General features: G+C 60.9%; 19 protein-coding genes and 1 tRNA gene. 10 read left to right on the forward strand and 10 right to left on the reverse strand.

Translation table 11 applies throughout. The annotated features are described in order from the left end of the window. Positions 1-29: 29 nt before the first annotated feature. The 4 genes from FAZ11_RS10915 to recC form a co-directional block, all read right to left on the reverse strand. Positions 30-1,595 carry a DNA recombination protein RmuC gene (locus FAZ11_RS10915; RefSeq protein WP_058772144.1) on the reverse strand — a complete coding sequence of 522 codons (1,566 nt, stop codon included), beginning with the start codon at positions 1,593-1,595 and terminating at the stop codon, positions 30-32. 74 nt (positions 1,596-1,669) lie between these two features. Continuing rightward, a complete protein-coding gene (gene recD / locus FAZ11_RS10920; protein ID WP_058772143.1) occupies positions 1,670-3,751 on the reverse strand; it encodes an exodeoxyribonuclease V subunit alpha in 2,082 nt (693 codons plus the stop codon). After that, on the reverse strand, positions 3,744-7,406 hold the full coding sequence (recB, locus tag FAZ11_RS10925; protein ID WP_058772142.1) for an exodeoxyribonuclease V subunit beta: 3,663 nt from the start codon (positions 7,404-7,406) through the stop codon (positions 3,744-3,746). Before recB ends, recD begins: the two co-directional genes overlap by 8 nt. Continuing rightward, positions 7,403-10,834: an exodeoxyribonuclease V subunit gamma gene (recC, locus tag FAZ11_RS10930; RefSeq protein ID WP_058772141.1), complete on the reverse strand. Its 3,432-nt coding sequence runs from the start codon at positions 10,832-10,834 to the stop codon at positions 7,403-7,405. The genes recB and recC overlap by 4 nt, the downstream gene beginning before the upstream one ends. A 181-nt stretch (positions 10,835-11,015) precedes the next feature. Here recC and FAZ11_RS10935 point away from each other — a divergent pair, with 181 nt between their 5' ends. Further along, positions 11,016-11,513: a hypothetical protein gene (locus FAZ11_RS10935; RefSeq protein ID WP_058782780.1), complete on the forward strand. Its 498-nt coding sequence runs from the start codon at positions 11,016-11,018 to the stop codon at positions 11,511-11,513. 3 nt (positions 11,514-11,516) lie between these two features. Here the strand turns inward: FAZ11_RS10935 and yacG are convergent, their stop codons facing one another. From yacG to pilB, 5 genes are all read right to left on the reverse strand, one after another. Further along, entirely contained in the window at positions 11,517-11,714 is a 198-nt protein-coding gene (gene yacG, locus FAZ11_RS10940) for a DNA gyrase inhibitor YacG (protein WP_058767413.1), read from the reverse strand. Then, positions 11,711-12,322 (reverse strand): dephospho-CoA kinase, encoded by a 612-nt coding sequence (gene coaE, locus FAZ11_RS10945; RefSeq protein ID WP_058777710.1) that lies wholly within the window; start codon positions 12,320-12,322, stop codon positions 11,711-11,713. The genes yacG and coaE overlap by 4 nt, the downstream gene beginning before the upstream one ends. Beyond that, a complete protein-coding gene (locus FAZ11_RS10950; protein WP_058782779.1) occupies positions 12,319-13,191 on the reverse strand; it encodes a prepilin peptidase in 873 nt (290 codons plus the stop codon). The genes coaE and FAZ11_RS10950 overlap by 4 nt, the downstream gene beginning before the upstream one ends. Then, positions 13,191-14,408 carry a type II secretion system F family protein gene (locus FAZ11_RS10955; protein WP_058782778.1) on the reverse strand — a complete coding sequence of 406 codons (1,218 nt, stop codon included), beginning with the start codon at positions 14,406-14,408 and terminating at the stop codon, positions 13,191-13,193. The genes FAZ11_RS10950 and FAZ11_RS10955 overlap by 1 nt, the downstream gene beginning before the upstream one ends. Before the next feature lie 206 nt (positions 14,409-14,614). Next, positions 14,615-16,309, reverse strand: coding sequence for a type IV-A pilus assembly ATPase PilB (gene pilB, locus FAZ11_RS10960; RefSeq protein WP_058782777.1), 1,695 nt, complete (start codon positions 16,307-16,309; stop codon positions 14,615-14,617). Positions 16,310-16,523: 214 nt separating this feature from the next. On the opposite strand from pilB, the gene FAZ11_RS25260 reads away from it, so the two are divergent. The 3 genes from FAZ11_RS25260 to FAZ11_RS10975 are packed head-to-tail and all read left to right on the forward strand — an operon-like array spanning position 16,524 to position 20,019. Continuing rightward, positions 16,524-16,949 carry a pilin gene (locus tag FAZ11_RS25260; RefSeq protein WP_081323425.1) on the forward strand — a complete coding sequence of 142 codons (426 nt, stop codon included), beginning with the start codon at positions 16,524-16,526 and terminating at the stop codon, positions 16,947-16,949. Between the two features lie 39 nt (positions 16,950-16,988). Beyond that, positions 16,989-18,635, forward strand: coding sequence for a tetratricopeptide repeat protein (locus FAZ11_RS10970; RefSeq protein WP_137279089.1), 1,647 nt, complete (start codon positions 16,989-16,991; stop codon positions 18,633-18,635). Positions 18,636-18,678: 43 nt separating this feature from the next. Continuing rightward, entirely contained in the window at positions 18,679-20,019 is a 1,341-nt protein-coding gene (locus tag FAZ11_RS10975) for a hypothetical protein (protein WP_137279090.1), read from the forward strand. 320 nt (positions 20,020-20,339) lie between these two features. Here the strand turns inward: FAZ11_RS10975 and FAZ11_RS10980 are convergent, their stop codons facing one another. Further along, positions 20,340-21,338, reverse strand: a complete 999-nt coding sequence (locus FAZ11_RS10980) for an SDR family oxidoreductase (RefSeq protein WP_137279091.1) — start codon at positions 21,336-21,338, stop codon at positions 20,340-20,342. A gap of 288 nt (positions 21,339-21,626) precedes the next feature. On the opposite strand from FAZ11_RS10980, the gene FAZ11_RS10985 reads away from it, so the two are divergent. The 6 genes from FAZ11_RS10985 (at position 21,627) to cyoE (ending at position 26,882) form a co-directional block, all read left to right on the forward strand. Beyond that, positions 21,627-21,702: transfer RNA gene (locus FAZ11_RS10985), tRNA-Thr, on the forward strand. Between the two features lie 407 nt (positions 21,703-22,109). Continuing rightward, on the forward strand, positions 22,110-23,033 hold the full coding sequence (gene cyoA, locus FAZ11_RS10990; RefSeq protein ID WP_058765467.1) for a ubiquinol oxidase subunit II: 924 nt from the start codon (positions 22,110-22,112) through the stop codon (positions 23,031-23,033). A 3-nt stretch (positions 23,034-23,036) separates the two neighbouring features. Then, positions 23,037-25,025, forward strand: coding sequence for a cytochrome o ubiquinol oxidase subunit I (gene cyoB / locus FAZ11_RS10995; protein ID WP_058765468.1), 1,989 nt, complete (start codon positions 23,037-23,039; stop codon positions 25,023-25,025). 4 nt (positions 25,026-25,029) lie between these two features. Continuing rightward, positions 25,030-25,644, forward strand: coding sequence for a cytochrome o ubiquinol oxidase subunit III (locus tag FAZ11_RS11000; RefSeq protein ID WP_058765470.1), 615 nt, complete (start codon positions 25,030-25,032; stop codon positions 25,642-25,644). After that, a complete protein-coding gene (cyoD, locus tag FAZ11_RS11005; RefSeq protein ID WP_058765472.1) occupies positions 25,645-25,983 on the forward strand; it encodes a cytochrome o ubiquinol oxidase subunit IV in 339 nt (112 codons plus the stop codon). 11 nt (positions 25,984-25,994) lie between these two features. Continuing rightward, positions 25,995-26,882 (forward strand): heme o synthase, encoded by an 888-nt coding sequence (gene cyoE, locus FAZ11_RS11010; protein ID WP_240043547.1) that lies wholly within the window; start codon positions 25,995-25,997, stop codon positions 26,880-26,882. The last annotated feature ends 3 nt before the right edge of the window (positions 26,883-26,885 follow it).

The following is a 26,885-nucleotide window of genomic DNA, read 5'->3' on the forward strand; positions in this document are numbered from 1 at the left end:
CTGCCTCTGCTCTACTGCCCAGCCGCTAGTCAGCTGCGGTCTGCCAGCTCCACCACGTTGAGTTCCAACTCCGCGCGCTCGGTCCACTGGCCATCCAGCTCGGTGCGTACCGCCACGCCCAGTTCCTTGAAGTCGGCCACCTGCTTGACCAGGTTGCCCGGCCCGCCCACCAGTTGGCCGCAGGCCTTGCGATAGGCCTCACCCGCCTTTTCCAGGCTCTTGCCGATGCCATCCATGCTGCCGAGGAAGGTACGCAGCTTGTCGTAGACCTTGCCGGCGCGGTCGGCCAGTTCCGCGGTGTGGCGATTCTGATCCTCGAAGCGCCAGAGTTGGCGGACGATATTGAGGCTGGTCAGCAGGGTGGTCGGGGTGGCCACCAGCACGTTCTGCTCGATGGCACGCTGGAACAGACTCTCGTCGGCCTTGAGCGCCTCGACGAAGGCCGATTCGATGGGGATGAACAGGAAGACCATCTCCGGCGAATTCAGCCCCGGCAGGCTGAAGTACTCGCGATCGGCCAGTTCGCGGATACGCTCGCCTACGGCACGTACGTGCTCGCCCAGGGCCAGGCGGCGCTCGCCTTCGTCTTCGCTGTTGACGTAGCGGGTATAGGCGTTGAGCGACACCTTGGCGTCCACCACCAGGTGTTTCTTCTGCGGCAGATGCACCAGCACGTCCGGCCGCCGGCGCCCGGTCTCGGTGGTGAAGCTGCGTTCGCGGACGAAGTCGCGCCCTTCGCGCAGGCCGGAGCGTTCCAGCACATTTTCCAGGATGAGTTCGCCCCAGTTGCCCTGGGCCTTCTTCTGGCCGCGCAGGGCAGTGGCCAGATCGTGGGCTTCCTGGGTGATCTGGCGGTTGAGCTCCTTGAGGTCGAGCAGTTGCTGACCGAGGGCCGCCTGCTGCTGGACGTCCTTGTGGTGGATGTCTTCGACCTTGGCGCGGAAGCCTTCGATCTGCTCGCGGAAGGGCCGCAGCAGGGCATCCAGCGACTGCTGGCTGTGCTGGGCGAAGGCCTGGCCCTTGGCTTCGAAGATGCGTCCGGCTAGCTGTTCGAATTCCAGCTTGAGCTGCTCACGACTCTCGCGCAGCAACAGGTGCTGTTCCTGGAAGTGCTGTTCCTTCTGCTCCAGGGTGGTCTTGAGGGTGGCGTGTTCTTCGGCCAGGCGTGCATGGCGTTCCTGCACCTCGGCGTGCAGTTGTTGCTCGCGGTGCTGGCGCTCACGCAGTTCGGCGAGTTGCTCCTGGATGCACTGCAACTGGGCGCGGGTGGCCTCGGCCAGGGCGTGCTGCTCGGCGGCCTGCAGCTGGGCCTGGCGGGTCTGCTGGCGCAACTCGGCCTCCAGCTCCCGATTGGCCTCCAGCTGACGCTGCAGGGTGGCGGTGCGTTCGCGTTCGGCGCCCAGCTCCACCACCTGGCGGCCATTGGCCAATTCGGCTCTTTGCAGGTCGTCGCGCAGCATGTCGTAGCGCTCGGCGGCGCTGTCGAGCTGCTGCTGGAGATAGCGCTGGCGGCCGGTCAGCCAGACGGCCGAACCGGCCCAGGCGGCCAACAGCAACAGGGGAAGCACAAGGGAGGCGAAAGGCAGGGAAGTCATGGCGCTCTCATCACGGACGGCTCCCCCTCACCTTAGGCAGGCCAGGCGGGAGCGTCCAGCAGTTATCTGTATATTTACACAGTATTTCGCAAATCCAGGTCTAGCCCACTGACGCGCCGGACCCGCCGCGCCACCGCCTCGGCGAAGATGCCGCCACGGGCCTCGATGAGGGTGAAGTCATCACGGGCCCGAGTGATACCGGTGTACACCAGCTCCTTGGTCAGCACCGGGCTGAGTTGCTCAGGCAAGAGCAGCGCGGTATGAGCGAATTCCGAGCCCTGGGACTTGTGCACGGTCATGGCGAACACCGTCTCCACCGCGGCGAGGCGACTGGGCAGGACGAATCTCAGGCCGCCGCTGCCATCGCCACGGGGAAAGGCGACCCGCAGCACCTTGCGCCCCGGCTGGGTGGCGTCGGGCAGGCAGAGGGTGATGCCGATGTCGCCGTTCATCAGCCCCAGGCTGTAGTCGTTGCGCGTCACCAGCACCGGGCGCCCTTCGTACCAGCCATGCTCGCCACTGAGCAGGCCCGCGGCCAACAGGGCACTGGTGATGCGCAGGTTGAGGCCTTCCACCCCCCAGGGGCCCTTGCGCACGGCGCAGAGCAGCTGGAAATCGTCGAAGGCGGCGAGCACCTGACCGGCCCAGTGCGTCCAGGCCGGATCGTCCAGTGCGGTATCCGCCTGGGGCCGCGCCTGGCGCAAGACCTCCAGATAATGCCGATACCCGCGAGCACGCCCTCGGCCCTCCAGCACCAGGCGCTCCAAGGCCCGATCCTCGGGCCCCTTGAGCAGCACCCGATGCAGGTCGGCGTAGCCGCCGTCGACCAGCACCTGCTGCGCACCCTGCCCATCCTGGGCATTGACGCGGCGCGCCAGCTGGCCGATGCCGCTGCCGGCGCCGAAGCGGCGTGAGCGGCGCAGCATCACTACCTGTTGGGCCAGGGCATCGCCTTGGTCATCGCCGACGGCCAGGTCGGCTGCCGCCAACGACTGGCCGCTCACCGCCTCCAGCCAGGCGCGGGTGGCGGGGCTGTAGCGCCCGGCTTCGGCATCGCGGCAGAGATCACCCAGCACCGCGCCCGCCTCCACCGAAGCCAACTGGTCCTTGTCGCCGAGCAGGATGAGGCGCGCCCGCGGCGGCAAGGCCGCCAACAGGCTGGCCATCATCTCCAGGTCGATCATCGAGGCCTCGTCCACCACCAGCACGTCCAACGGCAGTGGCTGTCCGCGGTGATGGCGGAAGTGGCGGGTATTGGGGCGACTGCCCAGCAATCGATGCACCGTAGTCACCCCGGTGGGGATGTGCCGGCGCAGCTCCTCGTCCACCGGCAGGCGGCTGACCTGGCCGCCGATGGACTCTGTGAGCCGCGCGGCGGCCTTGCCGGTGGGCGCGGCCAGGCGGATGCGCAAGGGACGACCGGCGGCCACCGCCGGTGCCTGGAGCAGCGCCAGCAGGCGAACCACGGTAGTCGTCTTGCCGGTGCCGGGACCGCCGGTGACGATGCTGAAGGCACCCCGCACCGCCAGGGCGCAGGCCAATTTCTGCCAGTCGGGCTCGCCGTCGGCCTCGATGTCTGGCGGAAACAACAGATCGAGACGCTCGGCGAGATCCGCTGGCAGGGGCTCCGGAGTGGCCAGCCGCTGGCGCAGGCTGGCGGCCACCTCGCGCTCGTAGTTCCAGTAGCGGCGCAGATAGAGGCGCTCGTCACCCAGCACCAGGGGGCGCTCCGGCGCGCTGCCGTCGCCATCGACCAGGGCGCTGGCCAGCAGCGCCTGGCGCCAGGCCTCCAGGCTATAACCCTGCAGCAGTTGCGACGGCAGCAGCGAGTTGCGCGCCTCGTCGCCCTCCGGTGGCAGCGACAGGGCCGCATCGGGATTGCGCAGGGTGGCGGCGAGATCCAGGCAGACATGACCATGGCCGAGCTGATGACTGGCCAGGGCCGCGGCCAAGAGCACCGCCGACTCGCCATTCGCTTCGAGTTCACCGAGAAAGCTGGTGAAGGCGCGGTCGACCTGGCGCAGCCAGCCGCGCTGGACCCAGAGCTCCAGCAGGCGAAAGAGGTCGTCACGGCGGCTCAGGGGCGACAAAGGGCTTTCCGGAACCAAGGAGGCCAGGCGCAACAGGCGTTCGGTGGCGGCGCTGAAATCAGACATGGGCAAGCTCCGCACCGCTGAACAGCAGATCCAGGGTCTCGATCAGGGCCTGGGCGGGGCGCTCGACGAAGACGCCGTGGCCGGCCGGATCGCAACCGCGCAGGAAGAGGTAGACGGCCCCGCCGAAGTGGCGCTCGTAGCTGTAGTCGGGCAGCCGCGCCTTGAGCAGGCGGTGCACGGCCAGGCTGTAGAGCACGTATTGCAGGTCATAGCGTTTGGCGAGAACGGCGCTTTCCATGGCCGTGCGGGTATAGGCCGCGGCCTCGGCCCCCAGCCAGTTGGATTTGTAGTCCACCACGAAATAGCGCCCCTCGTGCTCGAAGACCAGGTCGATGAAGCCTTTGAACAGGCCGTTGAGCTGCCCTGGTTCCAGTACCGGCCGCGCCTGGCCGCCATGGGTGCCGCGACGCACCAGGTTATCCAGGCGCTCCAGATCGACGCCGTGGGTAGCGAACCAGAATTCCATCTCCACCTGGTAGCGCGCCAGCTCACCCAGGCGCTGGGCGCCGCCCGGCAGGGGCAGCGGCAAGGTTAGCAGCTGGCGCAGCCAGCTCTGCAGGATGGGAATCCAGTGATTCCAGCCGCGCCGCTGGCAGCGCCGGGCGATCAGGTCGTCGAGCCGCTCGGGCGCCGCCTGGATGGCGGCGAAGCCCTCCTCGCCGACCCATTCCAGCAGGCTGTGCAGGAAGGTGCCCGGACCGGGACCGCGGGGGAAGCGATGCAGGTCTTCGCCAGCGGCAGGCTGGCGGGCCTCGTCCGGGGCGAGACGGTCGTCGTCGAACAGCTTCTGGGCCGCGGGCGTATCCAGGTCCAGCTCCAGATTCAGCTGGCCCTCCTCCCGTGCCTCGCCCAGGCGCGTACCGATGCGCAAGGCACTGTAGGACGCGATCCACCAGTCCTCGCGGGCCGCACGCCGGGCGGTCAGGGCCTTGAGGGTCACCGGGGCCTCACGCGCTTCCGGTAGCCGCTCAGCACTGGCCTCCGGCAGCGGCAGGATGAGGCTGTCGGGCTGGGTGCCGATCAGGGTGCTTAGCGCGGTGGTCAGGGCGGCCGAACTCGCCAATGGCTCGCCACCGGTGGCCAGATAGCCCAGGGCACTGCGGGCGAAGCCGGAGTCCTTGCTACGTCCACGCTTGAGATCGGCCACCCCGACCCAACAGGCATGCCGGGCGCGGGTCAGGGCGACATAGAGCAGGCGCAGGTCCTCGGCCAGACGCTCGTCGTCGGCGCGGGCCAGGTCTTCGGCGGAGGGGCGGAAGGTCCGCTGCACCCGGCCCTGGTCGTCGTGATAGCGCAACGGCAGGCTGGCGCCCTCCTCGGCGCGGTAGGCACAGGCGAAGGGCAGGAATACCAGCGGGTATTCCAGGCCCTTGGACTTGTGCACCGTCACTACCTTGACCAACTCGGCGTCGCTTTCCAGCCGCAGGATCTGCTCGTCGGCAGCGCCCTGGGCGGCCAGTTGCTCGGCCAGGTGGCGAATCAACGCCTGCTCGCCATCCAGCTCGCCAGCGGCGCGCTGCAGCAGTTCGGCGAGGTGCAGCAGGTTGGTCAGTACCCGCTCGCCGTCGGCGCGGGCCATCAGCCGCTGTGGCAGGCGGAAGTCCTGCAGCAGGCGGCGCAGCATGGGCAGCACGCCCTGGCCGCGCCACAGCTGGCGATAGCCGCGGAATTGCAGCACCCGCGCCTCCCAGGCCTGCTCGTCGTGGTTGAGGGCGTCCAGTTCGGCCAGCGGCAGGTCGAGGGTCAGGCTGCCCAGGGCCGCACGCAGGCGGCGATCCACGTCGGGCTCGGCGCAGGCCTTGAGCCAGTCCAGCAGGCAGCGGGCCTCCTGGGCGGCGAACACCGAGTCCTTGTCCGACAGATAGACGCTGCGTACCCCGCGCCGCACCAGCGCCTGGCGCACCGCCTGGGCCTCGCTGCCGGCGCGTACCAGGATGGCGATATCGGCCGGTCGCAGCGGCTTGAGCTCGCCGTCCTCATGGCGAAAGCCCGCGCGCCCATCGGCGGCGAGGGTCAGCAACCGGACGATCTCGCTGGCGGTGCTCTCGGCCAGGCTGACGCGATAGGCGGTGCCGGCCAGGGGCTCGTCGCCGGCCAGGTGCCAGAAGGTCAGGGCCGCACCGGGTGCGCCGTCGATCTCCAGCACCTCACGCCGCCCTTGGGCGCGGACCGGCTCGAAGGGCACCGGATTGTCCTCACCCTGGCGGAACAGGAAGGCCGCGCGCGGCGCCGTCGTCTCACCATGCAGGAATACCTGGTTGACCGCGGCGACCATGGCGGCAGTAGAACGGAAATTGGTGTCCAGCGAATGCAGGTGGCCGGCATTGGCGCGACGGGCCTGTAGATAGGTGTGGATATCGGCGCCACGGAAGGCATAGATGGCCTGCTTGGGATCGCCGATCAGGAACAACCCGGTGCCCTCCCCCGCGCCATAGACGGTGCTGAAGATGCGGTACTGCACCGGGTCGGTGTCCTGGAATTCGTCAATCAGCGCCACCGGGAATTGCTCGCGGATCAGCGCCGCCAGCCGTGCGCCGGCGCCATCGGCCTGCAGCGCCCTATCCAGGCGGGTGAGGATGTCGTCGAAACCCAGCTCGGCGCGGCGCAGCTTCTCGCGCTCGAATTTCTGCTGGACCCAGGCTGCGGCGTGTTCCAGCAAGGGCACCTCGGGGCTGGGCAGCTCGGCCAGTTGTCCGGGCAGGCGCGCCATGGCCGCCAGGGCCGGGTGATCCGGCGGGCTGGCCTTGGTCCAGACCTCGGCGAAGCCCTCCTCGGTCAGCCGGGTGAAGCCGGTGCCGATATCGAGGGCTTCACTGGCGGAATCCTCTGCCCAGGCGCCCAGCTTGTCGCACCAGGGCCCGAAGAATCTCTTCTGCAGCTTGCGCCCATCGACCACCTTGGCGTCGCAGCCAGCCTGGCAGAGATCACGCAACTCTTCCGCCCAAGCCGTCCAGGGCGCCTTGAGTGTTGCCAATCGCGCCTGGCGTTCGGCCAGGGCCGTGGCCAGCAACGTGGCGGGATCGCCCTGGGGTGCGCCCAAGGGTTCGCCCAGCAAGGGTCGCAGACGCGCCGCCAGGGCCCGGGGTTCGCCCCAGTGCTCGATGACCCAGTCCAGCGCCGCGCCTTCGAGGGGATAGCAGAAGCGCCGCCAGTAGTCGCGCACCACCTGGGCGAGCAATTCGCTCTGGTCCTGCTCCAGGTTCTGCACGAAGAGGCTGCCGCTGTCGAAGGCATGCTCGCGCAGCATGCGCTGGCACCAACTGTGGATGGTGGAGACCGCCGCCTCGTCCATCCACTGGGCGGCGATATCCAGGCGCCGGGCGCAATCGGCCCAGGACTCGACGGGGAAATCTTCGCGCAAGGCGTCGAGCAGCGGATCGGGTGCCGCGATCTCGTCACGGAAGAAGCGGGCCGCTTCGGCCAGCCGATGGCGGATACGGTCACGCAGTTCCTGGGTGGCGGCCTCGGTGAAGGTCACCACCAGGATCTGCGGCGGCAACAACTCCCGGCCAAAAGCCGTCTCGGCCGTGCCATGGCCCAGCACCAGGCGCACATAGAGCGCGGAGATGGTGAAGGTCTTGCCGGTCCCGGCACTGGCCTCGATGAGCTGATTGCCCTGCAGTGGAAAGCGCAGGGCGAGCGGACGTTGACTCATGCCTGCCCCTCCCCGCCGACGACCTGCCAGCCGGCGGTGAAGACCGGTGCATAGAGCGTCTGGCACCAGCCATCGAATTCCTCGTCGGCCAGCAGGGCAGCGAAGTCCGGATACTGGCGGCGCAGTGCCGGATGGGTCGCCGCCTCGCCCTGGTAGGCCTGCTCGGCAAAGGTCAGCGCCTTGTCCGGCTCATTGGCCAGCCAGGCGAAGGCGGTGCGGGGCGCGACGGGTAGCGGGCGCCGCTGACCCAGGGCCCAGGCATCGAGCAATTCGTTGAGCTGACGGCTGCCCAGATCGGCGTCCAGCGGTGGTAGCAGCAGGGTCAGATCGGTCGCCACCACGGCGGTGGTGAGCTGCAGACCACCGGCCGCCGCGACCAGGTGCTGCACCCAGGGTCGCAACAGCCGATGCCACTTGCGGGTACGAGCATTGCCCAGGCCATTGGCCTGGGCGGTCAGGGCCAGCAGCCCTTCAGAGCCCCGACGCAAACGTTCAAGGTTGGCCACCAACTGCACTTCGCGATGTTCGAGGTCCAGGGTCACGGCCTCTTCCAGAGGTTCGGGCCAGCGCAGCGTCAAGGCCTCGACCTGGGCCACCACGGCGGGCAGTGGCTCGCGCAACGCCCGTCCGGCCCGCTCGCCAAAACCCGCCAACGGCAGGCGACCACTGCCGCGCAGCCGTTCGGCCGCCGCGGTGAGCGCTCGGTCGACGGCTTCCGGCTCGGCCAGCGCCGCCGCCAGCAGGCCTTCGCCCAGTTGGTAACGGGTCAGGGCGTCCAGACCGAAGGGTTCTTCGTCTTCCGCCGGGGCATCGGGCGCCTCGAAATGCACCTTGAGGCGATTGGCGAAGAACAGATCCACCGGTCCGCGTAGAAAGCGCGCCAGGTCGTCGAGGCCCAGCGGCTCTTCCAATACCAACGGCGGCAACAGGGCATCTTCATCCCGCGTGGTGCGGTCGTGCACGCCCAGCCACTCGGCGGCAAAGCTGAAATAGCCGCGCTCGCCGCGGAAATAGCGGGCACTGAAGGGTTGCAACGGATGCTCCTGGGTCAGGGCCGCGAGCAGACGCTCCGGCTCCTCTTCATGGCCAGCCAGCCGCCAACCGGCCAGGAGATGATCGCGCAACTGGGCGATCAGCACCGACGGCGGTCGCTCGCTGTTGTCGCGGATGCTGCGCCCCACCCAGCTGACATAGAACTGGTCGCGCGCCGAGAGCAGGGCCTCCAACAGCAGATAGCGGTCGTCTTCGCGCCGCGAACGGTCACCGGGCCTATAGTCCTGAGCCATGAGGTCGAAATCCAGCGGCGGCTGGATGCGCGGATAGGCGCCATCGTGCATGCCCAGCAGGCAGACCACGCGGAAGGGAATGGCGCGCATGGGCATCAGGGTGCAGAAGTTGACCGCCCCGGCGAGAAAGCGCTGGGCCAGGCCGCCGGCATCCAGCCCGGCCAACCAAGCCTCGCGGACCACGGTGAGCGGCAGCTCTTCGTCCAGCGCCACGTCCTCACACAGCTCCAGCCAACGCTCGCGCAGATTTTCCAGCTGCTCCAGCAGGTATTCGTCATGCTCGTCCTGGGCGCTGAAGAACAGCGCCAGCAGCGCCTGCAAGCGCGCACCCCACTCCGCCGGCCGGGCCGGTTGCGCCAGCGCCGCCTGGGCTGCGTCCAGCGCATCGAGCAGATCCACCAGCGGCCCGACCAGCGCGGCGTCCAGGCCGCCCACCTCATCGAAGGGCTCGATGTCGCCCAGGGCCGCACCGCCGCCCACCGCATAGCCCAGCAACATGCGCCTCAGGCCGAAGCGCCAGGTGTTCTGCGTCAGGCCTTCGGGCAGGTCGAGACGACTGCGCTGCGCGGCATCCAGCCCCCAGCGTACACCGGCGCCTTCCAGCCAGAGGTGCAGGGTCGGCAGATCGGCCTCGCGCAAGCCGAAGCGCGCGCGCAGCGCCGGCACATCCAGCAGATCGAGGATCTCGCTCAGGGCAAAGCGGCTGTCGGGCAGCTGCAGCAGATGCTCCAGGGCGATCAACAGCGGCTGGAAGCCGCGCTGGTGCTGGTCGGCCAGACTGAAGGGAATGAAGCGGGGATCGCTACGGTCGAGCTGGCCGAACACCGCGCGGATGTGCGGCGCATAGGCATCGATGTCCGGCACCATGACGATGACGTCGCGCGGCCGGAGGCTGCCATCGCTGTTGAAACGTGCCAACAACTGGTCGTGGAGGATCTCCACTTCACGCTGCGGACTATGGGCCACATGGAAGCGCACGGACCTGTCCAGCGCCGGGTCTACCGCCGGCCAACGCGCGCGCGTCTCGGCCAGAGGGCGCAATTCAAGGATATCGTCCTGCAACTGGCCTAGCAGATGCTGGGGTTCGGTATCGGCGAAGAGATCGATGCGGCCGCCGTTGAGGTCTTCGAATAGCCGGCGATAGCCATCGGGTTCGTCGAATTCGTCCAGCAGATGGATATAGTCGCGGCCCTGCTTGCCCCAACTCGCCAGCAGCGGCTGGCCGTGCTGATGCAGCGCCTCGGCGTCCAGGGTCTGGGGCATGCCCGGCTTGCGCTGCTGACGGCGATAGTTCTGCCGCAGTAGATCCTGGTCGGCGACGATGTCGGACCAGTGATGGCGACAGGGATTGTGCACACAGAGCAGCACCTGGCTGAAACGCGCCAGGGCGGCCAGGGCTTCGAGGGTCTGCGCCGGAATCGCCGACAAGCCAAAGATCACCACCCGCCGCGGCAGACCGGCCGGCGCTTCGGTCGCCGCCTGCATCACCTCCAGAAAACGCCGATGCACCCCGGCCCGACTCCGGGCCAGACCGCCGTCGCCAACATCGGCCAGCAGGGCGCGCCACAGCTGCGCCTGCCAGCGGCAACTTTCCGGCAAGGGGCGCCGGCTGTCACGCAGACTGGCCAGCAAATCGCGGCCCTCGGCCCAGTCGTTGAGCCAGTCGGCGCGATAGACCTGGTAGCCGTCGTAGAGGTCGGCCAGGCGCTCGGCCAGCTGATAGCGCTTGCGCAGATCACCATCATCATCGAGAAAGCGCCGTAGCGCGGCGAAGTCCGGCTGCATGAGCAGGGTCGGCAAGAGCCGCATCAGCCGCCAGGTCAGGGGCGCGCGGTCCAGCGGCGAGGATGGCGGTACGTTGTCCCGGCCCAGCACCTGGCGATAGGTGCGCCAGAGAAAGGCCGCCGGCAACTGCACCTCAAGGGCCGCAGCCACTCCGCAGCCACCCTCGTCGTCTCCGCGCGGATCCTCGGCCAGCGCCAGCTTCAGCCACTGGACGATGCCATTGCTCTGCACCAGTACCTGTTCGTTTTCCAGCGGTGCCAGGGGATACCGCCGCATCCAGCCGACCGCCAGGCTGCGCAGCTCTTCGAGCCGATTGCCGTGTACCACCATGAATCCGGGAGTGAGCACCTCGGACATCCTACGCCTCGCTGTTCGCTATCTGCGGCAAGGGTAAGGATCACCCGCGCCGGACACCAGCCCGCCATGTCGTCGGCTGTGCATGACGCAGCGCACAGCCGCCTATTCCATCCGCCTGCAACGGGCTTTCAGCCGGTAGACTCACCGCCCATCGGCCGCCGGCCATCGACAGGACGTTTCCATGCGCTTCATCGCTGCCCTTCCCCTGCTCCTGGGCGCCGCCCTCGTTCATGCCGCTGACACAGCCCCCGTCGATTGCGCCAGCGTGCAGGCCCAGTTGCCGCTGCCCCTGCTCCAGCAGACGTCGGGCCTGCCACTGGCCTACGCTCGCCAGATCGCTGGTGGTTGTGCCTTCACCGATCGCGACACCGGCCAACCGGCCAACTATCTACTGGGCCTGTCCGCAGGTTACGAGAATGGCGGTCGGGCGCTGCCCAAGTTGCGGCGCCAGGTGCAGTCGCTCAGCGAACAGCTGGACTGCAAGGCCATCGACGGCCTCGGCGAAGGCGCCACTGCCTGTAGCAAACCCTTGCTGGGCACGCAGATCTTCTTCATCAAGCGCGACCGTATCCATACGGTGACCGCGTCCAGCCCACTGGAATATGAGAAACCCGAACTGGCGGCCAAGCTGCATCAAGCAGCGCTGGCGACTGCCCTGGCCTGGTCGCAGCGGTTATAGAACTCAGTGGCCGCGCCGATTGAGGTCTTCGGAATAGAGATCGTCTTCGAGCTCGTTGCCGGGAATGGCATGTTCTTCCGCCGCCCAGGCACCTAGATCGATCAATTTGCATCGGTCGGAGCAGAAAGGCCGATTGGGGCTCTTCTCGCTCCATTCCACGGGTGCGCCGCAGGTGGGGCAATCCACGGTGAGAGTGCTCATGCTTGGCCTCCGTCAAGGGTCAGGTAAAAGGAATGCAGGCGTTCCACTTCGGCGTGGAGCGCGGCGAGATCGCCGTCATTGCGGATAACGTCATCGGCCTTGGCCAGTCGCTCGGCCCGCGGCAGTTGCGCCGCCAGGATGGCCCTTACCTGGGCTTCATCCACTCCATCACGGCGCATGGCCCGTTCGAGTTGAAGCTCTTCCGGCGCATCGATCACCAGGCCACGTTGCACCAGCGCCCGCTGCCCCGATTCGAACAGCAGCGGCGACACCAGGATGGCATAGGGCGACTGCGCCCGGGCCAAGACCGCCAGGATCTCCTGACGAATGATCGGATGCAGCAAGGCCTCGAGCCAGCGCCGCTCGGCCGGATCGGCGAAGATCGCCGCCCGCAACGCCGCCCGGTTCAGGCTGCCGTCCGGTTGCAAGACAGCCGGCGAAAAATGCCTGGCGATCTCGGCCAAGGCCGGTCGTCCCGGCTCGACTACCCAGCGGGCAGCCTGGTCAGCGTCGACGCAGGTGATGCCCAGACGGGCGAAGTGCTCGGCAGCGGCGCTCTTGCCGCTACCGATGCCCCCGGTCAGGCCGAGGGTCCAGGCAGAAGTCATCGGAATCCGGCGAAGTTCAGGTATAGGCCGGTTATTTGATCACCCCAGAGCAAGGCAATCCACCCCGCCACAGCGAGATAGGGACCGAAGGGCAAGGGCGTACTGGTTTCCGCCCGGCGCAAACGCAGGGTGATGATGCCGAGGATGGCCCCCACCAGCGACGACAGCAGGATGGTCAAGGGCAGGATCTGCCAACCACCCCAGGCCCCGAGCAAGGCCAGCAACTTGAAATCGCCATAGCCCATGCCTTCCTTACCAGTCACCAAGCGAAACAGCTGGAACACCAGCCAGAGACTCAGATAACCCACCACCGCGCCCCAGACGGCATCAGCAAGCGTAGCGAAAAGCCCGAACTGGTTGACGATCAAGCCCAACCACAGCAGCGGCAGTACGATGATATCCGGCAGCAACTGATGATCAGCGTCGATCAGGCTGGCAGCCAACAGCCCCCAGGTCAGCAGCAGAAAAGCGCCGCCCTGCCAGGTCACACCCAGATGCCAGACGACCCAGGCGGACAGCAATCCACAGGCCAGCTCGACCAACGGATAACGCAGGCTGATGCTCGCCTGGCACCCCTTGCAGCGGCCGCTTAAGAGCAGGTAACTCAGCACCGGTACGTTTTCCCAGGGCCGCACGCCGCGTTGGCAATGGGGGCAACGGGATGCAGGGCGCGCCAGGTTGAAAGACGCACCGACAGGTTCGACTGGCAGCTCCAGCACCTCACGAGCCTCGGCCTGCCAATCACGCCTCAACATCACCGGCAAGCGATACACCACCACATTTAGAAAGCTACCGACCAGCAGCCCCAGGAGCAGCGCACACAAAGCCGCGGCCAGCGGCACGCCGGCCAGAAATTCCAGCAGCGCCATCAGACCACCGAGCCGAGCTGGAAGATCGGCAGGTACATGGCGATGATCAGACCACCTACCAACACCCCCAGCACCGCCATGATCATTGGCTCCATCAGGGTGGTGAGGTTGTCGACCATGTTGTCGACCTCATCTTCATAAAAGGTCGCAACCTTGGAAAGCATCTCGTCCAGCGAACCCGACTCTTCACCGATGGCCGTCATCTGGATGGCCATGGAAGAAAACACCCCGGTGGTGCGCATGGAGAAATTGAGCTGCATACCAGTGGAGACATCAGCCTTGATCTTCTCCACCGCATTGCGGAAGACCACGTTACCCGTAGCACCGGCCACCGAATCCAGAGCGTCCACCAAAGGCACACCTGCGGCAAAGGTGGTAGCCAAGGTACGGGCATAACGAGCGATGGCCGACTTGTAGAGAATGGAGCCAATTAGTGGGATTTTTAATAAGCCACGGTCCGTGGCGTCACGGAATTTCTCCGACTTCTTATAGAAACGTCGCAACACAAAGCCCAGTACGAACAGGCCGCCGAGCACCAGCAACCACCACTCCTGCAAAATCTCAGACAGGCCGATGACCATAAGTGTAAAAGCAGGCAGTTGAGCGCCGAAACCCTCAAAAACCGATTGGAACTGAGGCACTACTTTAATTAGCAGTACAGCCGAAACAATGATAGCCACCACCACCACTGCTGCAGGATAGGTCATGGCTTTCTTAATCTTCTTCTTAAGAGCTTCAGTCTTTTCCTTGTAAGTGGCTACCCGATCCAGCAGGGTCTCCAGCGCACCAGACTGCTCACCAGCATCCACAAGATTGCAGTAGAGGTCATCGAAATACTGCGGCTGCTTGCGGAGAGAGTTGGACAAACTGTTGCCTGCGGCAACGTCCTGCTTGATGTCGTCCACTAGCTTACGCATGTTAGGGTTTTCGAAACCCTCACCAATGATGTCGAAGGCCTGCAACAGGGGTACACCCGCACTCATCATGGTCGCCAGTTGACGGGTGAACAAGGCGATATCGAGGGGCTTGATCTTCTTGCCCCGGCCTAGTAGCGAAATCGACTTCTTGCGCACGCGGGTCGGATTGATCCCCTGCTTACGCAACTGCGCCTTGATCAGTGCCGGATTGAGACCGGTCATCTCGCCCTTCACCTTGGTCCCTTTGCGATCGGTCCCCTCCCAGGTGAAGCTGCCCATCTTGATTGCTTTATCGGCCATGGCCTCGACTCGTCAAAGACTCGGCCCGGCGTGGCGGACCCGTCAAAAGAATGCTCTTTGCAAAGCTGCTGCCTCTGCTAAGGCAAGCATCGCGCCAAATGCCGCACGCTCAGTGCTCTGAAGGCTTAAAGCCTGCTAATGACAACTGCCCCCGCTCCGCCCCAGTCCCCTCTCCCTGAGGGAGAGGGCTAGGGTGAGGGAACCCATCAATCCTTGGTCACCCGATTGATCTCTTCCAGACTGGTAATCCCCTGCATCGCCTTCACCAGCCCCGACCGCCGCAGATCGTTGAAGCCTTCCGTCCGCATCCGCGCCGCGATCTCGATGGAATTACCCTCCTCCATGATCATCTGCTGCAGCGCTGGAGTGATCTTCACCACCTCATAAATCCCTACCCGACCGCGATAACCCGCGTTGCAGTCCTCGCAACCTATGGGCTGGTAAAGCGTGAAACTACCGATTTCCTCCTCCCTGAAACCCTCGGCCAACAGTGCCTCACGCGGCACCTCATGGACACGCTTGCACTTGGTGCACAGTTTGCGCGCCAGACGTTGGGCGATGATCAGATTGACCGAAGTCGCCAGGTTGAAGGCTGGTACACCCATATTGCGCAAACGCGTCAGGGTTTCCGCCGCACTATTGGTGTGCAGGGTCGACATCACCATGTGACCGGTCTGGGCCGCCTTGATGGCGATCTCCGCTGTCTCGAGATCCCGAATCTCCCCCACCATGATCACGTCGGGGTCCTGGCGCAGGAAAGCGCGCAACGCCTGAGAAAAATCGAGCCCCTGCCGCGGATTGACGTTTACCTGGTTGATGCCTTCCAGGTTGATTTCCACCGGATCTTCCGCCGTGGAAATATTGATGTCTTCCGTATTGAGAATATTGAGGCCGGTATAGAGGGATACCGTCTTGCCCGAACCGGTCGGCCCGGTTACCAGGATCATCCCCTGCGGCTGCTTGAGCGCCTGCAGGTAGAGCTCCTTCTGCACATCCTCATAGCCCAGGGCATCGATCCCCATCTGGGCACTGGAAGAGTCGAGAATCCGCATCACGATCTTCTCGCCCCACAGCGTGGGCAAGGTATTGACCCGGAAGTCGATGGATTTGGTCTTGGACACCTTGAGCTTGACCCGACCGTCCTGTGGTTTGCGGCGCTCGGAGATATCCATATTGGACATCACCTTGAGCCGCGCCGAGATCCGCGACACCAGTTGCACCGGTGGCCGCGCGACCTCGTGCAGGACGCCATCGGTACGGAAGCGCACACGGTACATCTTTTCATAGGGCTCGAAGTGGAGGTCGGAAGAGCCCTTTTTGATGGCATCGAGCAGCATCTTGTTGACGAACTTCACCACTGGCGCATCGTCAGCATCGGTACCGGCAACAGCTTCCTGAGGACGCTCGCCGCTGTCGGCCTCCAGATCGAGATCGATATCGCCCAGATCCAGACCACCCGTGCCGGTATCCAAATATCGCTCGATGGCTTGGTGCAGCTTGTCGTCCTCGACCAGCACTACCTCGACGGCAAGCTTACTGCCAAAGGACACATCATTAATGGCCTGCTGATTGGTCGGATCGGACAAGGCGATAAAGAGCTTGTTACCTCTCTTGCTGAGTGGCAGGAAATGATGCTGCTGCATCAACTTCTCGTTGACTATGTCCTTGGGCAATTGCTCCTTGTCGATGGCCGCCAGATCAAGAAAGGGCACGCCAAACTCCTGGGCAGCCAGCTCCGCCAAAGGGCGGCTCTGCACCAGCCGCTGTTGAACGAGATAGGTCACCAGTGGCACCTTGGCCTGCTTGGCCTTGACCACCGCCTGCTGGGCAGCCGCCTCCGCTAGCAAATGCGCATCCACCAATTGCCGCGCCAGCCCTGACAGCATCACCGTCTCGTTCATCATCCATCACCCAAGCCTACGTTAGTTGGCCTTATAGCACCGCCCCAGCTCGGTCGCAAAATGGCGCCAGACCGCTGACGTTTTTCGTCACCACCTGCCCCTTTGGTGACACCCAGCACAGCAGAATCGTGCTGCAGTCGCCACTTTTCTTTGGCACGGCCTGTGCTATACATCAAACAGGCACGTTGGCCTGACCCAACCTCGGAGATTTTGAATGAAAGCTCAGAAAGGCTTTACCTTGATCGAACTGATGATCGTGGTAGCGATCATCGGTATTTTGGCGGCGGTGGCATTGCCGGCTTACCAGAACTATGTGCGCCGTGCTGCTTATAGTGAAGTTATCTCCGGCATGGAGCCTTACAAGGTAGGTGTAACGGAGTGCTTCCAAACTACTGGAGCATTGACTAACTGTACTTCTGGTAGCAATGGCGTACCTGCAAACATTACTGGGCGCACTAACGGGGCTCTGAATGGTATCTCCACTGCTGCTGGCGTTATCACTGCCGTACCAAACCTCTATAAGGGAATTGCAACCGGCGATACTTGTACGCTTACTCCTACTCCAGCCGCCGGCAGTACCGGATTGCTTGACTGGACTTATAGCGGGGTCTGCGTGACGAACAACTACATCAGAAACTAAATTAAAGAAAAAGGCGCCTATGGCGCCTTTTTTATCGCCATGACCAAAGAACAGAAAAACACCGCCAGAATACTCATCTGGGCCTTTGTAGCCTGCACTTTCCTATGCACCCCCTTCCTCAGAAGCCCCACACTCTTTGATGACTTCAACATCATAACCCCCTCCAACTTAGACAAAATAAAATCGCTAGGCTTGGATTTTTCACCACGAATATGGGTATATCAGACCTTTGCTTTAAATCAATATTTCTCCGGAAACGATTTAGAAAGCTATAGGGCATTTAACCTAGCCCTGCATCTCCTAAACAGCCTCGCAATATTTTTCCTTTGCCGCGAAGCAATGAAGCAACCCGCCCAGAAGGGCGCCCTTACCAAGAAAAATTCTGACTTGAATGCGGCCTTAGTGGCGGGCTTGTTTGCCTTGCATCCGATAGCCATATTCACACAAGCCTATCTCATCCAGCGCACCATTCTAATTGCAACACTGGCAGCACTTTGCTCGACCCTCTTTTTTCTGAAGGGGCTCAGGGGGAGCAAAGGCTTCTTCTACCTAAGTGCGCTATTTTGCGCGATATCTTTGTATTCGAAGGAAAACTCCATAGCTCTCCCGGCCGTTCTATTTTTACTATCTACAGTAGAAGCAAAAAGAAGAAAGCTGAGTATCTGGGGTTTCCTGAGAGACGAAAAACATGCGACAGCTTCTCTACTCATCTCTGGCATCTTTGCTATCAGCTTGGTCCTGAGACTCAAGGGCTTGATCGGCAGTAATTACGAGCCCTTGACAGCCGAGGTATTGGAGGAAAGCAGCCTACTGAATGGAAAGAACCTCTATCTACTAAGCATACTGAATCAAGCTAAGCTTTTTTTCTATTATGTAGTCTACTGGGTGACACCCTTCCCCAACGATATTGTTATTGACATTAGAAAACCTTTCCCCACCCAAGTCCTGACGCCCCGCCTATGGCTGACGGCAATGCCCTTTATAGCACTAAACCTTTTCCTAATCATCAAGGCCATAAAAAACCCTAAAAAAGCAGCCTATGCCTTTCTTGCCATCCCTGGAATTCTCTTCATAACCGAATTTGCCGCAACAAGGATTCAAGAAAACTTTGTACTGTACAGATCTTATCTCTGGGCACCTTTCGGCTTTATTGCACTCGGAATCATGCTATCAAAGATAGAACTAACCAAGACAAAGCTTACTCTATTCATCACTCTAGCCACCCTATTCTTTTACTCTAGCTGCCTAACATTAGTATCCCTATCAAATCCATATCTTGCCTGGGATGCAGCACGAAAGATATACGAAGAAAACGATAAAAACCTATTCGTACCCGGCGGATATAGAATATATTACAATATCGGCACAATACTCTACGACCATAAAAACCTTGAACTCTCCCTAGAAAACTACGATAAGGCTTTAAAATTAAACAGCAAATACACCTACGCACTAATGAACAGAGGAATTGTCTTCCTAGACACCCAACAATGGGAGTTAGCTTTAAATGACTTCGAAGAAGCCTCTAGGCTCAGTCCTCTTTCAATAAAACCTCTAATAGGAAAAGCCAAATCACTCAAAAAGCTCGACCGACAAACTGAACTAGATGCAACCTTAAGCGAACTATGCAGACTTTCAAATGAAAACACCTGCCGCGAAACAAAGGAGTTTGTAAACACAAAATAGATAAAATTGAGCGCCAACCTAAAACACACAAAAGGAGGGAGAGGTGAACCTAAAGGATCATGCCTTTTCGTTTACAAATCAAATTTGGCGCCTTACATCGGCTCCCCTTACCTTGGTACTGTTACCATTTTTTTTGAATGCTGAGATCCAAGGGTATTGGTACGTTTTCATCGGTGTTGCTGGATTAATTTCCTTTGCCGATCTCGGCGCATCGAGTGTTGCGGCCAATCTTGCAGCACACGAAGCAGCCTGGATTTCTATCTTAGAGAAAAGCCCACCACAGGGATCAACGATACACCTCATTAGATTAGGCTCTCTTTTCTCTTTCACTTGCAAGTGGATTTGCACCTGCGGAGCCATTGCTCTTCCAGTTATATTTTCAATCGGCTTCTACATATTCGAATCGAAATCCGAACATCTTACATGGCTAGCCCCATGGACCTTAATCTGTATCTCATCAGCGCTAACTCTATTAAACAATTTCTTGCTTAGCTTCGTTGAGGGCTGCGGGAATGTTTCTCACGGGCAAAAAATCCGGTTCATCTCATCGAGCATTGGATTTTCTACCCTAGCGATACTGCTCTTATTAGAACTCAATCTTTATGCCTTAGCACTATCTTCTATTATAGGAAGCCTCCTGTGTATAGCCATGACGTTAAGCAGATACAAAATATTTTTCATGACCCTGCAAAAATTTTCACAACATGAAGAAAGTGCAGAAAAAGAAGCTAGAAAAGAAAAATCAACCCTACTATTTAAAAGCACGGCAATCAGTTTCTTAGGTGGAAACATAGGCTTTCAGACGATCACTCCTATCATATTTTACTTCAAAGACCCAGTACTGGCTGGACAAGCAGGACTTAGCATAGCTATCTTTTCCGCACTTCACTCAATATCGTGCGTCTGGCTGAATGCTTTCATTCCAAAATTCTGCAAATTAATAGCACAAGGAAGAATCAAAGAGGCAAATGTCGGATTTACAAAATTCTCCTTATCGACACTGAGCAGCTTTATAATAGGTTCAAGCTTGTTTTTTCTATGCTTGCATCTTACTCCTTTTAACGTCGACCTAATCAAAAAAATTATAAACGACTGGAATTTATATTTCCTATGCATAAGCTGGCTCCTACAAACGCTTACCTGGATAATTGCCACACATTTAAGAGCCCAAATAAAAGAGCCCTTCTCAAAAATATCAGTAATTACAGGAGCCTACCTAGCCCTACTTAACGCCACCCTAATCAACTACGTACCCTTCGATATATTTTTTTCTATACTACTTAGCTCTTACGCATTCTCTCTACCTTGCTTCTATATAATTCATCGACGTGAAAGCCCAATAAAAATTACTGCGCGCAACAGTCTGAAAGCAATCACACATTGACATGAACCGCGAGCATTATTTGAAATAATTAAATAAATTCAGAGAAAAGTCATTACTGCTTACCGATAACCTTAATGACCGCATAGCGATTTCGAATTGAGCATTCGAACGATTAAAAGCAAGCCTAAGCTTGGACTGCAAAAACTGTTCAGCCGCCCGAAATACCAGCAGCGCACCATCATTTATATAGATGTCAGGTTGACTGAAGGAAGAAGAGCGGTATTAACCTTCCTTAGATGGGCACTCGAGCTTGCTCGCGAGGAGGGGGCACTGAGTTTTGCCCAAAGATGTATAGCAATGCTTCCAGCCCCATCCTGAGCTCACGGCATCCCCTTCCCCCCAAACGCCCCCACCACCGTCCCCGTACTAAAACTCGCATCCTCCTCCGCCAACGCCACATACAGCGACGCCAACTCCGCCGGCTGCCCGGCTCTTCCCAGTGGCGTATCCTGCCCAAACTCCTTCATCTGCCCCTCCAATTGCCCACCCGCCACCTGCAACGGTGTCCAGACCGGCCCCGGCGCCACGGCATTGACGCGTATACCTTTCTTAGCCAATTGCTTGGCCATGCCCTTGGTGAGATTGAGGATCGCAGCCTTGGTAGAGGCATAGTCGATCAACTCTTCGCCGGGATCGTAGGAATTTACCGAGACGGTATTGATGATGCTCGCACCCGGCGGTAAGTGAGGAATGGCTGCCTTGCTGAAGCGGAAGACGTGATAAACGTTGGTCTTGAAGGTCCGGTCGAATTGTTCGTCGGTGATCTCGAGGATATCGGCCTTGCTCTGTTGATAAGCCGCGTTGTTTACCAAGAGATCCAGGCCACCAAGTTGCTGGATGGCCTTGCTAACTACCTCTTCGCAAGCCTCCTGAGTACGGATATCGGCCGGCAGGGTAACGGCCTTGCGACCGGCTTCGTTGATCAGCTTCACCACTTCCTGAGCGTCGGATTCTTCTGAGGGGTGATAGTTGATGGCGACGTCAGCGCCCTCGCGTGCGAAGGCGATGGCGACCGCGCGTCCTATGCCGCTGTCGCCACCCGTGATCAGCGCCTTGCGCCCGGCCAGGCGACCCGAGCCGTGATAGCTGGTCTCGCCATGATCGGGACGGGGCTCCATCTTACTGGTCAAGGCCGGCCACTCCTGGCGCTGCTCCTTGAAGGGCTCGCGGGTATATTTGGTCCGCGGATCTTGCAGTGGCTTGGTCGGACGCGTGGGGGCGGTGCCTTCCTGAGCGACAGCGGCACCCGAGGCGGCAGCAGCGAGTCCCACGGCCGAACCGAGGAGTACAGTGCGACGGGTAAGGGAGTAGTCGGTCATCGTGGGTCTCCGGTAGTAGGATCGCAGGACAAAGCCTTGATCATTCACAAGCCAGTTGCTGCTATATCTATCCAGAGTTAGGTATGACGAATCAGCCAAAGGTTTCCCAAAGACTGAGGCCGCTGACGAACCGATGACCGAACCCCATGGAGGAGCCACCGAGCTTGGGTTCAGAGCTATGGAGGAAGGCCTTCGCGACAGTGCGACACATCGCCACAGGCATGACCAGGCAGTCGATACATGGGCTTGCACGTCGAGCCATTCGGGCCTTAAAATTGAAAGCTTCGTGCCGGTGTAGCTCAGTTGGTAGAGCGGCGCATTCGTAATGCGAAGGTCGTAGGTTCGACTCCTATCTCCGGCACCATCTCCCCGCGCTTCTTTTCTCCCGCCATTTCAAAGGCTTCAAGGCCGCAGCCGCCTGACGATGCGCCTTTCCAAGACCTTCCCTCTTCAAGAATCCTTTCGTCCAAGCCCCTGAAAAGCGGTCAGTCGACTGGCAGCATCGTCGCGCTCGACTACTCTTACCCAGCGCATGACAGTGCCTTACCCCGCCTGATTTCGGCTTTCTTGACGGCCGGCAATAGCTGAACGGCGGCTGACCAAAGGGTCGAATCTCCAGCCCCTCTGTGGCACCATACCGCGCTGCGAAATCCCGCAATTTCCGCAATCCATCAGCCTGCCGCACGGATGCCTGTCCGTTGCGGAGCGTGAGGCTGGCGACAGGCACGTTGAGAGAATAACCACGATGAGCCGCTCTACTGAGGTCGTGAGATGAAACTGACGAAGTATCTAAAACCAACCGGTTGGCTTCTAGCCGGTGCCGCCGCGCTGCTGCTCAGCGGGTGCGACGCCGTGCTGCTGGATCCGAAAGGCTCCATCGGCGTGCAAGAACGCAACCTCATCTACACAGCGTTCGGCCTCATGCTGATCGTGGTGATCCCGGTCATCGTGATGACCTTCCTGTTCGCCTGGAAGTACCGCGCCGATAACAAGGAAGCCAAGTACACCCCGAACTGGGCTCACTCCTACAAGATCGAAGCCGTGGTCTGGCTGGTACCCCTGGCCATCGTGGTATTCCTGAGCATCCTGTCCTGGAAGACCTCCCACGAGCTGGATCCCTTCAAGCCGCTCGACAACCCCGAGAAGCCGCTGGTGATCGAGGCGGTCTCGCTGGACTGGAAATGGCTGTTCATCTACCCGGAGCAGGGCATCGCCTCGGTCAATGAGATCGCTATTCCGGTCGGTCGTCCGGTGCAGTTCAAGATCACTTCCGAGTCGGTCATGAACACCCTGTCCATTCCGGCCCTGGGCGGCATGATCTACGCCATGTCCGGCATGCAGAGCCAGCTGCACCTGATCGCCGATCATCCCGGCGTCTTCGAGGGTCGCTCGGCCAACTACAGCGGCGCCGGCTTCTCCGACATGATCTTCACCGTGCACGCGGTGCCGACCGCAGGCGACTTCGACGCCTGGGTCGCCAAGGTCAAGCAGTCGGGTGGCAAGACGCTGGACCAGGCGAGCTACGCGCAGCTGGCCAAGCCCAGCGAGAAGCAGCCGATCTCGTACTACTCGACGGTCGAGCCGGACCTGTTCAGAACGGTCATCAAGAAGTTCATGAAGTCCGACTTCAGCAAGCAGACCGACCACGTGATGGATATGACTCAGCACGCCGGTCAACACGGTACCGAGGAATAAGTTATGTTCGGTAAATTAACTCTTGCGGATATTCCGTATCACGAGCCGATCATTCTCGTGACGTTCCTGGTGGTCGCCCTAGGCGGCCTGGGACTCTTGGGCGCGATCACTTACTACGGCAAGTGGGGCTACCTCTGGAAAGAGTGGTTCACCACGGTCGACCACAAAAAAATCGGCGTGATGTACTTCATCGTCGCGCTCGTCATGCTGCTGCGTGGCTTCTCCGACGCCATCCTCATGCGTAGCCAGCAGGCCATCGCCTCCGGCGGTGCCGAGGGCTACCTGCCACCGCATCACTACGACCAGATCTTCACCGCCCACGGCGTGATCATGATCTTCTTCGTGGCAATGCCGTTCGTGGCCGGCCTGATGAACGTGGTGACACCACTGCAGATCGGTGCCCGCGACGTGGCCTTCCCCTTCCTGAACTCGCTGAGCTTCTGGCTGTTCGTCGCCGGTGCCGTGCTGGTCATGCTGTCGCTGTTCGTGGGCGAATTCGCCGCGACCGGCTGGGTGGCCTATCCGCCACTGTCGGGCATTCAGTACAGTCCGGGCGTGGGGGTTGACTACTACATCTGGGCGCTTCAGCTCTCCGGTATCGGTACGACCCTGACCGGCGTGAACTTCTTCGTCACCGTACTGAAGATGCGTACCAAGGGCATGACCCTGATGCGTATGCCGATCTTCACCTGGACCTCGTGGTGTACTGCCATTCTGATCATGGCAGCTTTCCCGATCCTGACCGTCACTCTGGCATTGCTGACTCTGGACCGTTACCTGGGCTTCCACTTCTTCACCGCGGAAGCTGGCGGCAACCAGATGATGTACACCAACCTGATCTGGGCCTGGGGCCACCCCGAGGTATACATCCTGATCCTGCCGGCTTTCGGCGTGTTCTCGGAAGTGACCTCCACCTTCAGCAAGAAGCGTCTGTTCGGCTACGTGTCGATGGTCTGGGCCACGGTTGCCATTACCGTACTGTCCTTCATCGTCTGGCTGCACCACTTCTTCACCATGGGCTCGGGCGGTAACGTCAATGCCTTCTTCGGCATCGCGACCATGATCATTGCGATCCCGACGGGTGTGAAGATCTTCACCTGGCTGTTCACCATGTACCAGGGCCGCATCCAGTTCACCTCGCCGATGCTCTGGACCCTGGGCTTCATCGTCACCTTCAGCATCGGCGGCATGACCGGCGTCCTGCTGGCGGTACCGGGTGCCGACTTCGTGCTGCACAACAGCCTGTTCCTGATCGCCCACTTCCACAACGTAATCATCGGCGGCGCCGTGTTCGGCTACTTCGCCGGCATGATCTACTGGTTCCCGAAGGTGTTCGGCTTCAAGCTGAACGAGCGTCTGAGCAAGCAGGCCTTCTGGTGCTGGCTGATCGGCTTCTATGTCGCCTTCATGCCGCTGTACATGCTGGGCTTCATGGGCATGACCCGTCGTCTGAACCACTACGACAACCCCGATTGGCACCCCTTCCTGATCACCGCCGCCATCGGCGCCGGCATCATCGCCATCGGTATCCTGAGCCAGATTTGGATGTTCTACGTCAGCATCCGCGATCGCAATCTGCCGGAAAACCTGGACGTGACGGGCGATCCTTGGGATGGCCGTACCCTGGAGTGGTCGACCTCCTCGCCGCCGCCCTTCTACAACTTCGCTGAAGTGCCGGAAGTGCACGACATCGATGCCTACTGGGGCATGAAGGAAAAAGGCATCACCGAGAAGAAAGAGGCGGATTACAAGCAGATCCACATGCCGCGCAATACCGGCGCCGGTGTCGTGATCAGTGTCTTCGCCCTGGCTCTTGGTTTCGCCCTGATCTGGCATATCTGGTGGCTGGCCATCGCGAGCTTCGTGGGTGCCATCGCCAGTGCGGTGATTCGCAGCTACGACGATGACATCGACTACTACGTACCGGCGGAAGAAGTGGCGCGCATCGAAACCGCTCGCCTTCAGTCCCTGGCGAAATTGAAGCAGGCCTAACTCAATGGCGAATCAAGTTATGCATAACGAAGTCGCCCATGCCGAGGAGCATGGGCACCATGACGCCGGATCGATGAAGACGTTCGGCTTCTGGTCCTACCTGATGACCGACTGCATTCTGTTCGGGACGCTGTTCGCGACCTATGCAGTACTGAGCGGGGCCCATGCCGATGGCCCCTCCCAGAAGGACATCTTCGAACTGCCGTTCGTACTGGTCGAAACCTTCCTGCTGCTGTTCTCCAGTATCACCTACGGCTTCGCCATGATCGCGCAGCACCATGGCAGCAAAGGTGGCGTCCTGGGTTGGCTGGCGGTGACCTGGCTGTTCGGTGCGGGCTTCATCGGCATGGAAGTCTATGAGTTCCATCATCTGATCGAAGAAGGCTTCGGGCCTGATCGCAGTGCCTTCCTGTCGTCGTTCTTCGCGCTGGTCGGTACCCACGGTCTGCACGTGAGCTCGGGTCTGATCTGGATGCTCGTGTTGATGGCGCAGGTTGCCTCCAAAGGCTTGACCACCACCAACGTGACCCGTCTGTCGTGCCTGAGCCTGTTCTGGCACTTCCTGGACATCATCTGGATCTTCGTCTTCACCATCGTCTATCTGATGGGGGTGCTGTAAATGGCGCACGACCATAACGCCCACGGGCATACCGCCGAGAGTCATGGCAGCTTCAAGAGCTACATGATCGGCTTCATCCTGTCGGTCATCCTGACGGTCATTCCCTTCGGCCTGGTGATGTTCCCCACCTTCTCCAAGGGCGCGACCCTGGCGATCGTGGTGATCATGGCGGTGGTACAGCTGCTGGTGCACCTGTACTTCTTCCTGCACCTGAACACTTCCGAAGAGCAGCGTTGGAACGTGATCTCCTTCGGTTTCACCGTGGTCATCGTCGGTATCGTGGTGGTGGGATCCCTGTGGATCATCTACCACATGCACCGCAACATGATGATCCACTGAACCGGGCCGACGTGATGATCAAGAAGTACCTTCTCGTGACGAAGCCGGGCATCATCTTCGGCAACCTGATATCGGTTGCCGGCGGGTTCTTCCTGGCTTCCAAAGGGAGCATCGACCCGCTGTTGCTGCTGGCGACGGCTATCGGGGTGTCGTTGGTCATTGCTTCCGGCTGTGTGTTCAACAACGTGATCGACATGGACATCGATCAGAAGATGGAAAGAACCCGCAATCGTGCCCTGGTCCAGGGTACGATCTCCTCGAAGGTGGCGCTGGCCTATGCCACCCTCCTCGGCCTGGCCGGGGTGGGACTGCTTTATGTGGCGACCAATCTGGTCGCCACCGCCTTCGCGGTGATGGGTTTCGTGGTGTACGTGGGGCTCTACAGCCTGTGGCTGAAGCGCACCTCGGTATACGGCACCCTGGTCGGCAGCCTCTCCGGTGCCGCTCCGCCGGTAATCGGTTACTGCGCCGCCAGCGGCCAGTTCGACAGCGGCGCCGCGGTGCTGCTGCTGATCTTCTGCCTCTGGCAGATGCCGCACTCCTACGCCATCGCCATCTTCCGTCTCAAGGACTACACCGCGGCCTCGATTCCGGTCTTGCCGGTGGCCAAGGGCATCTCGGTGACCAAGCGCCATATCGTCTGGTACACCGTGGCCTTCCTGGCCGCCACCCTGCTGCTGACCGTGCTCGGCTACGCCGGCTATGTCTATCTGGCAGTGGCCGCTGTGATCGGTGCCTGGTGGTTGCGTCTGGCGTTCATGGGCTACCAAGCCGAGAACGACGCGCAATGGGCACGCAAGCTGTTCGGGTTCTCCATCATCGCCATCACGGCCCTTTCCGTGATGATGTCGGTGGACTTCCAGATCCCGGGCGACGTGCTGCTGACCTACGCGCGCTGAGAC

It is taken from the genome of Pseudomonas rhizoryzae, assembly GCF_005250615.1.
Classification (GTDB): domain Bacteria; phylum Pseudomonadota; class Gammaproteobacteria; order Pseudomonadales; family Pseudomonadaceae; genus Chryseomonas; species Chryseomonas rhizoryzae.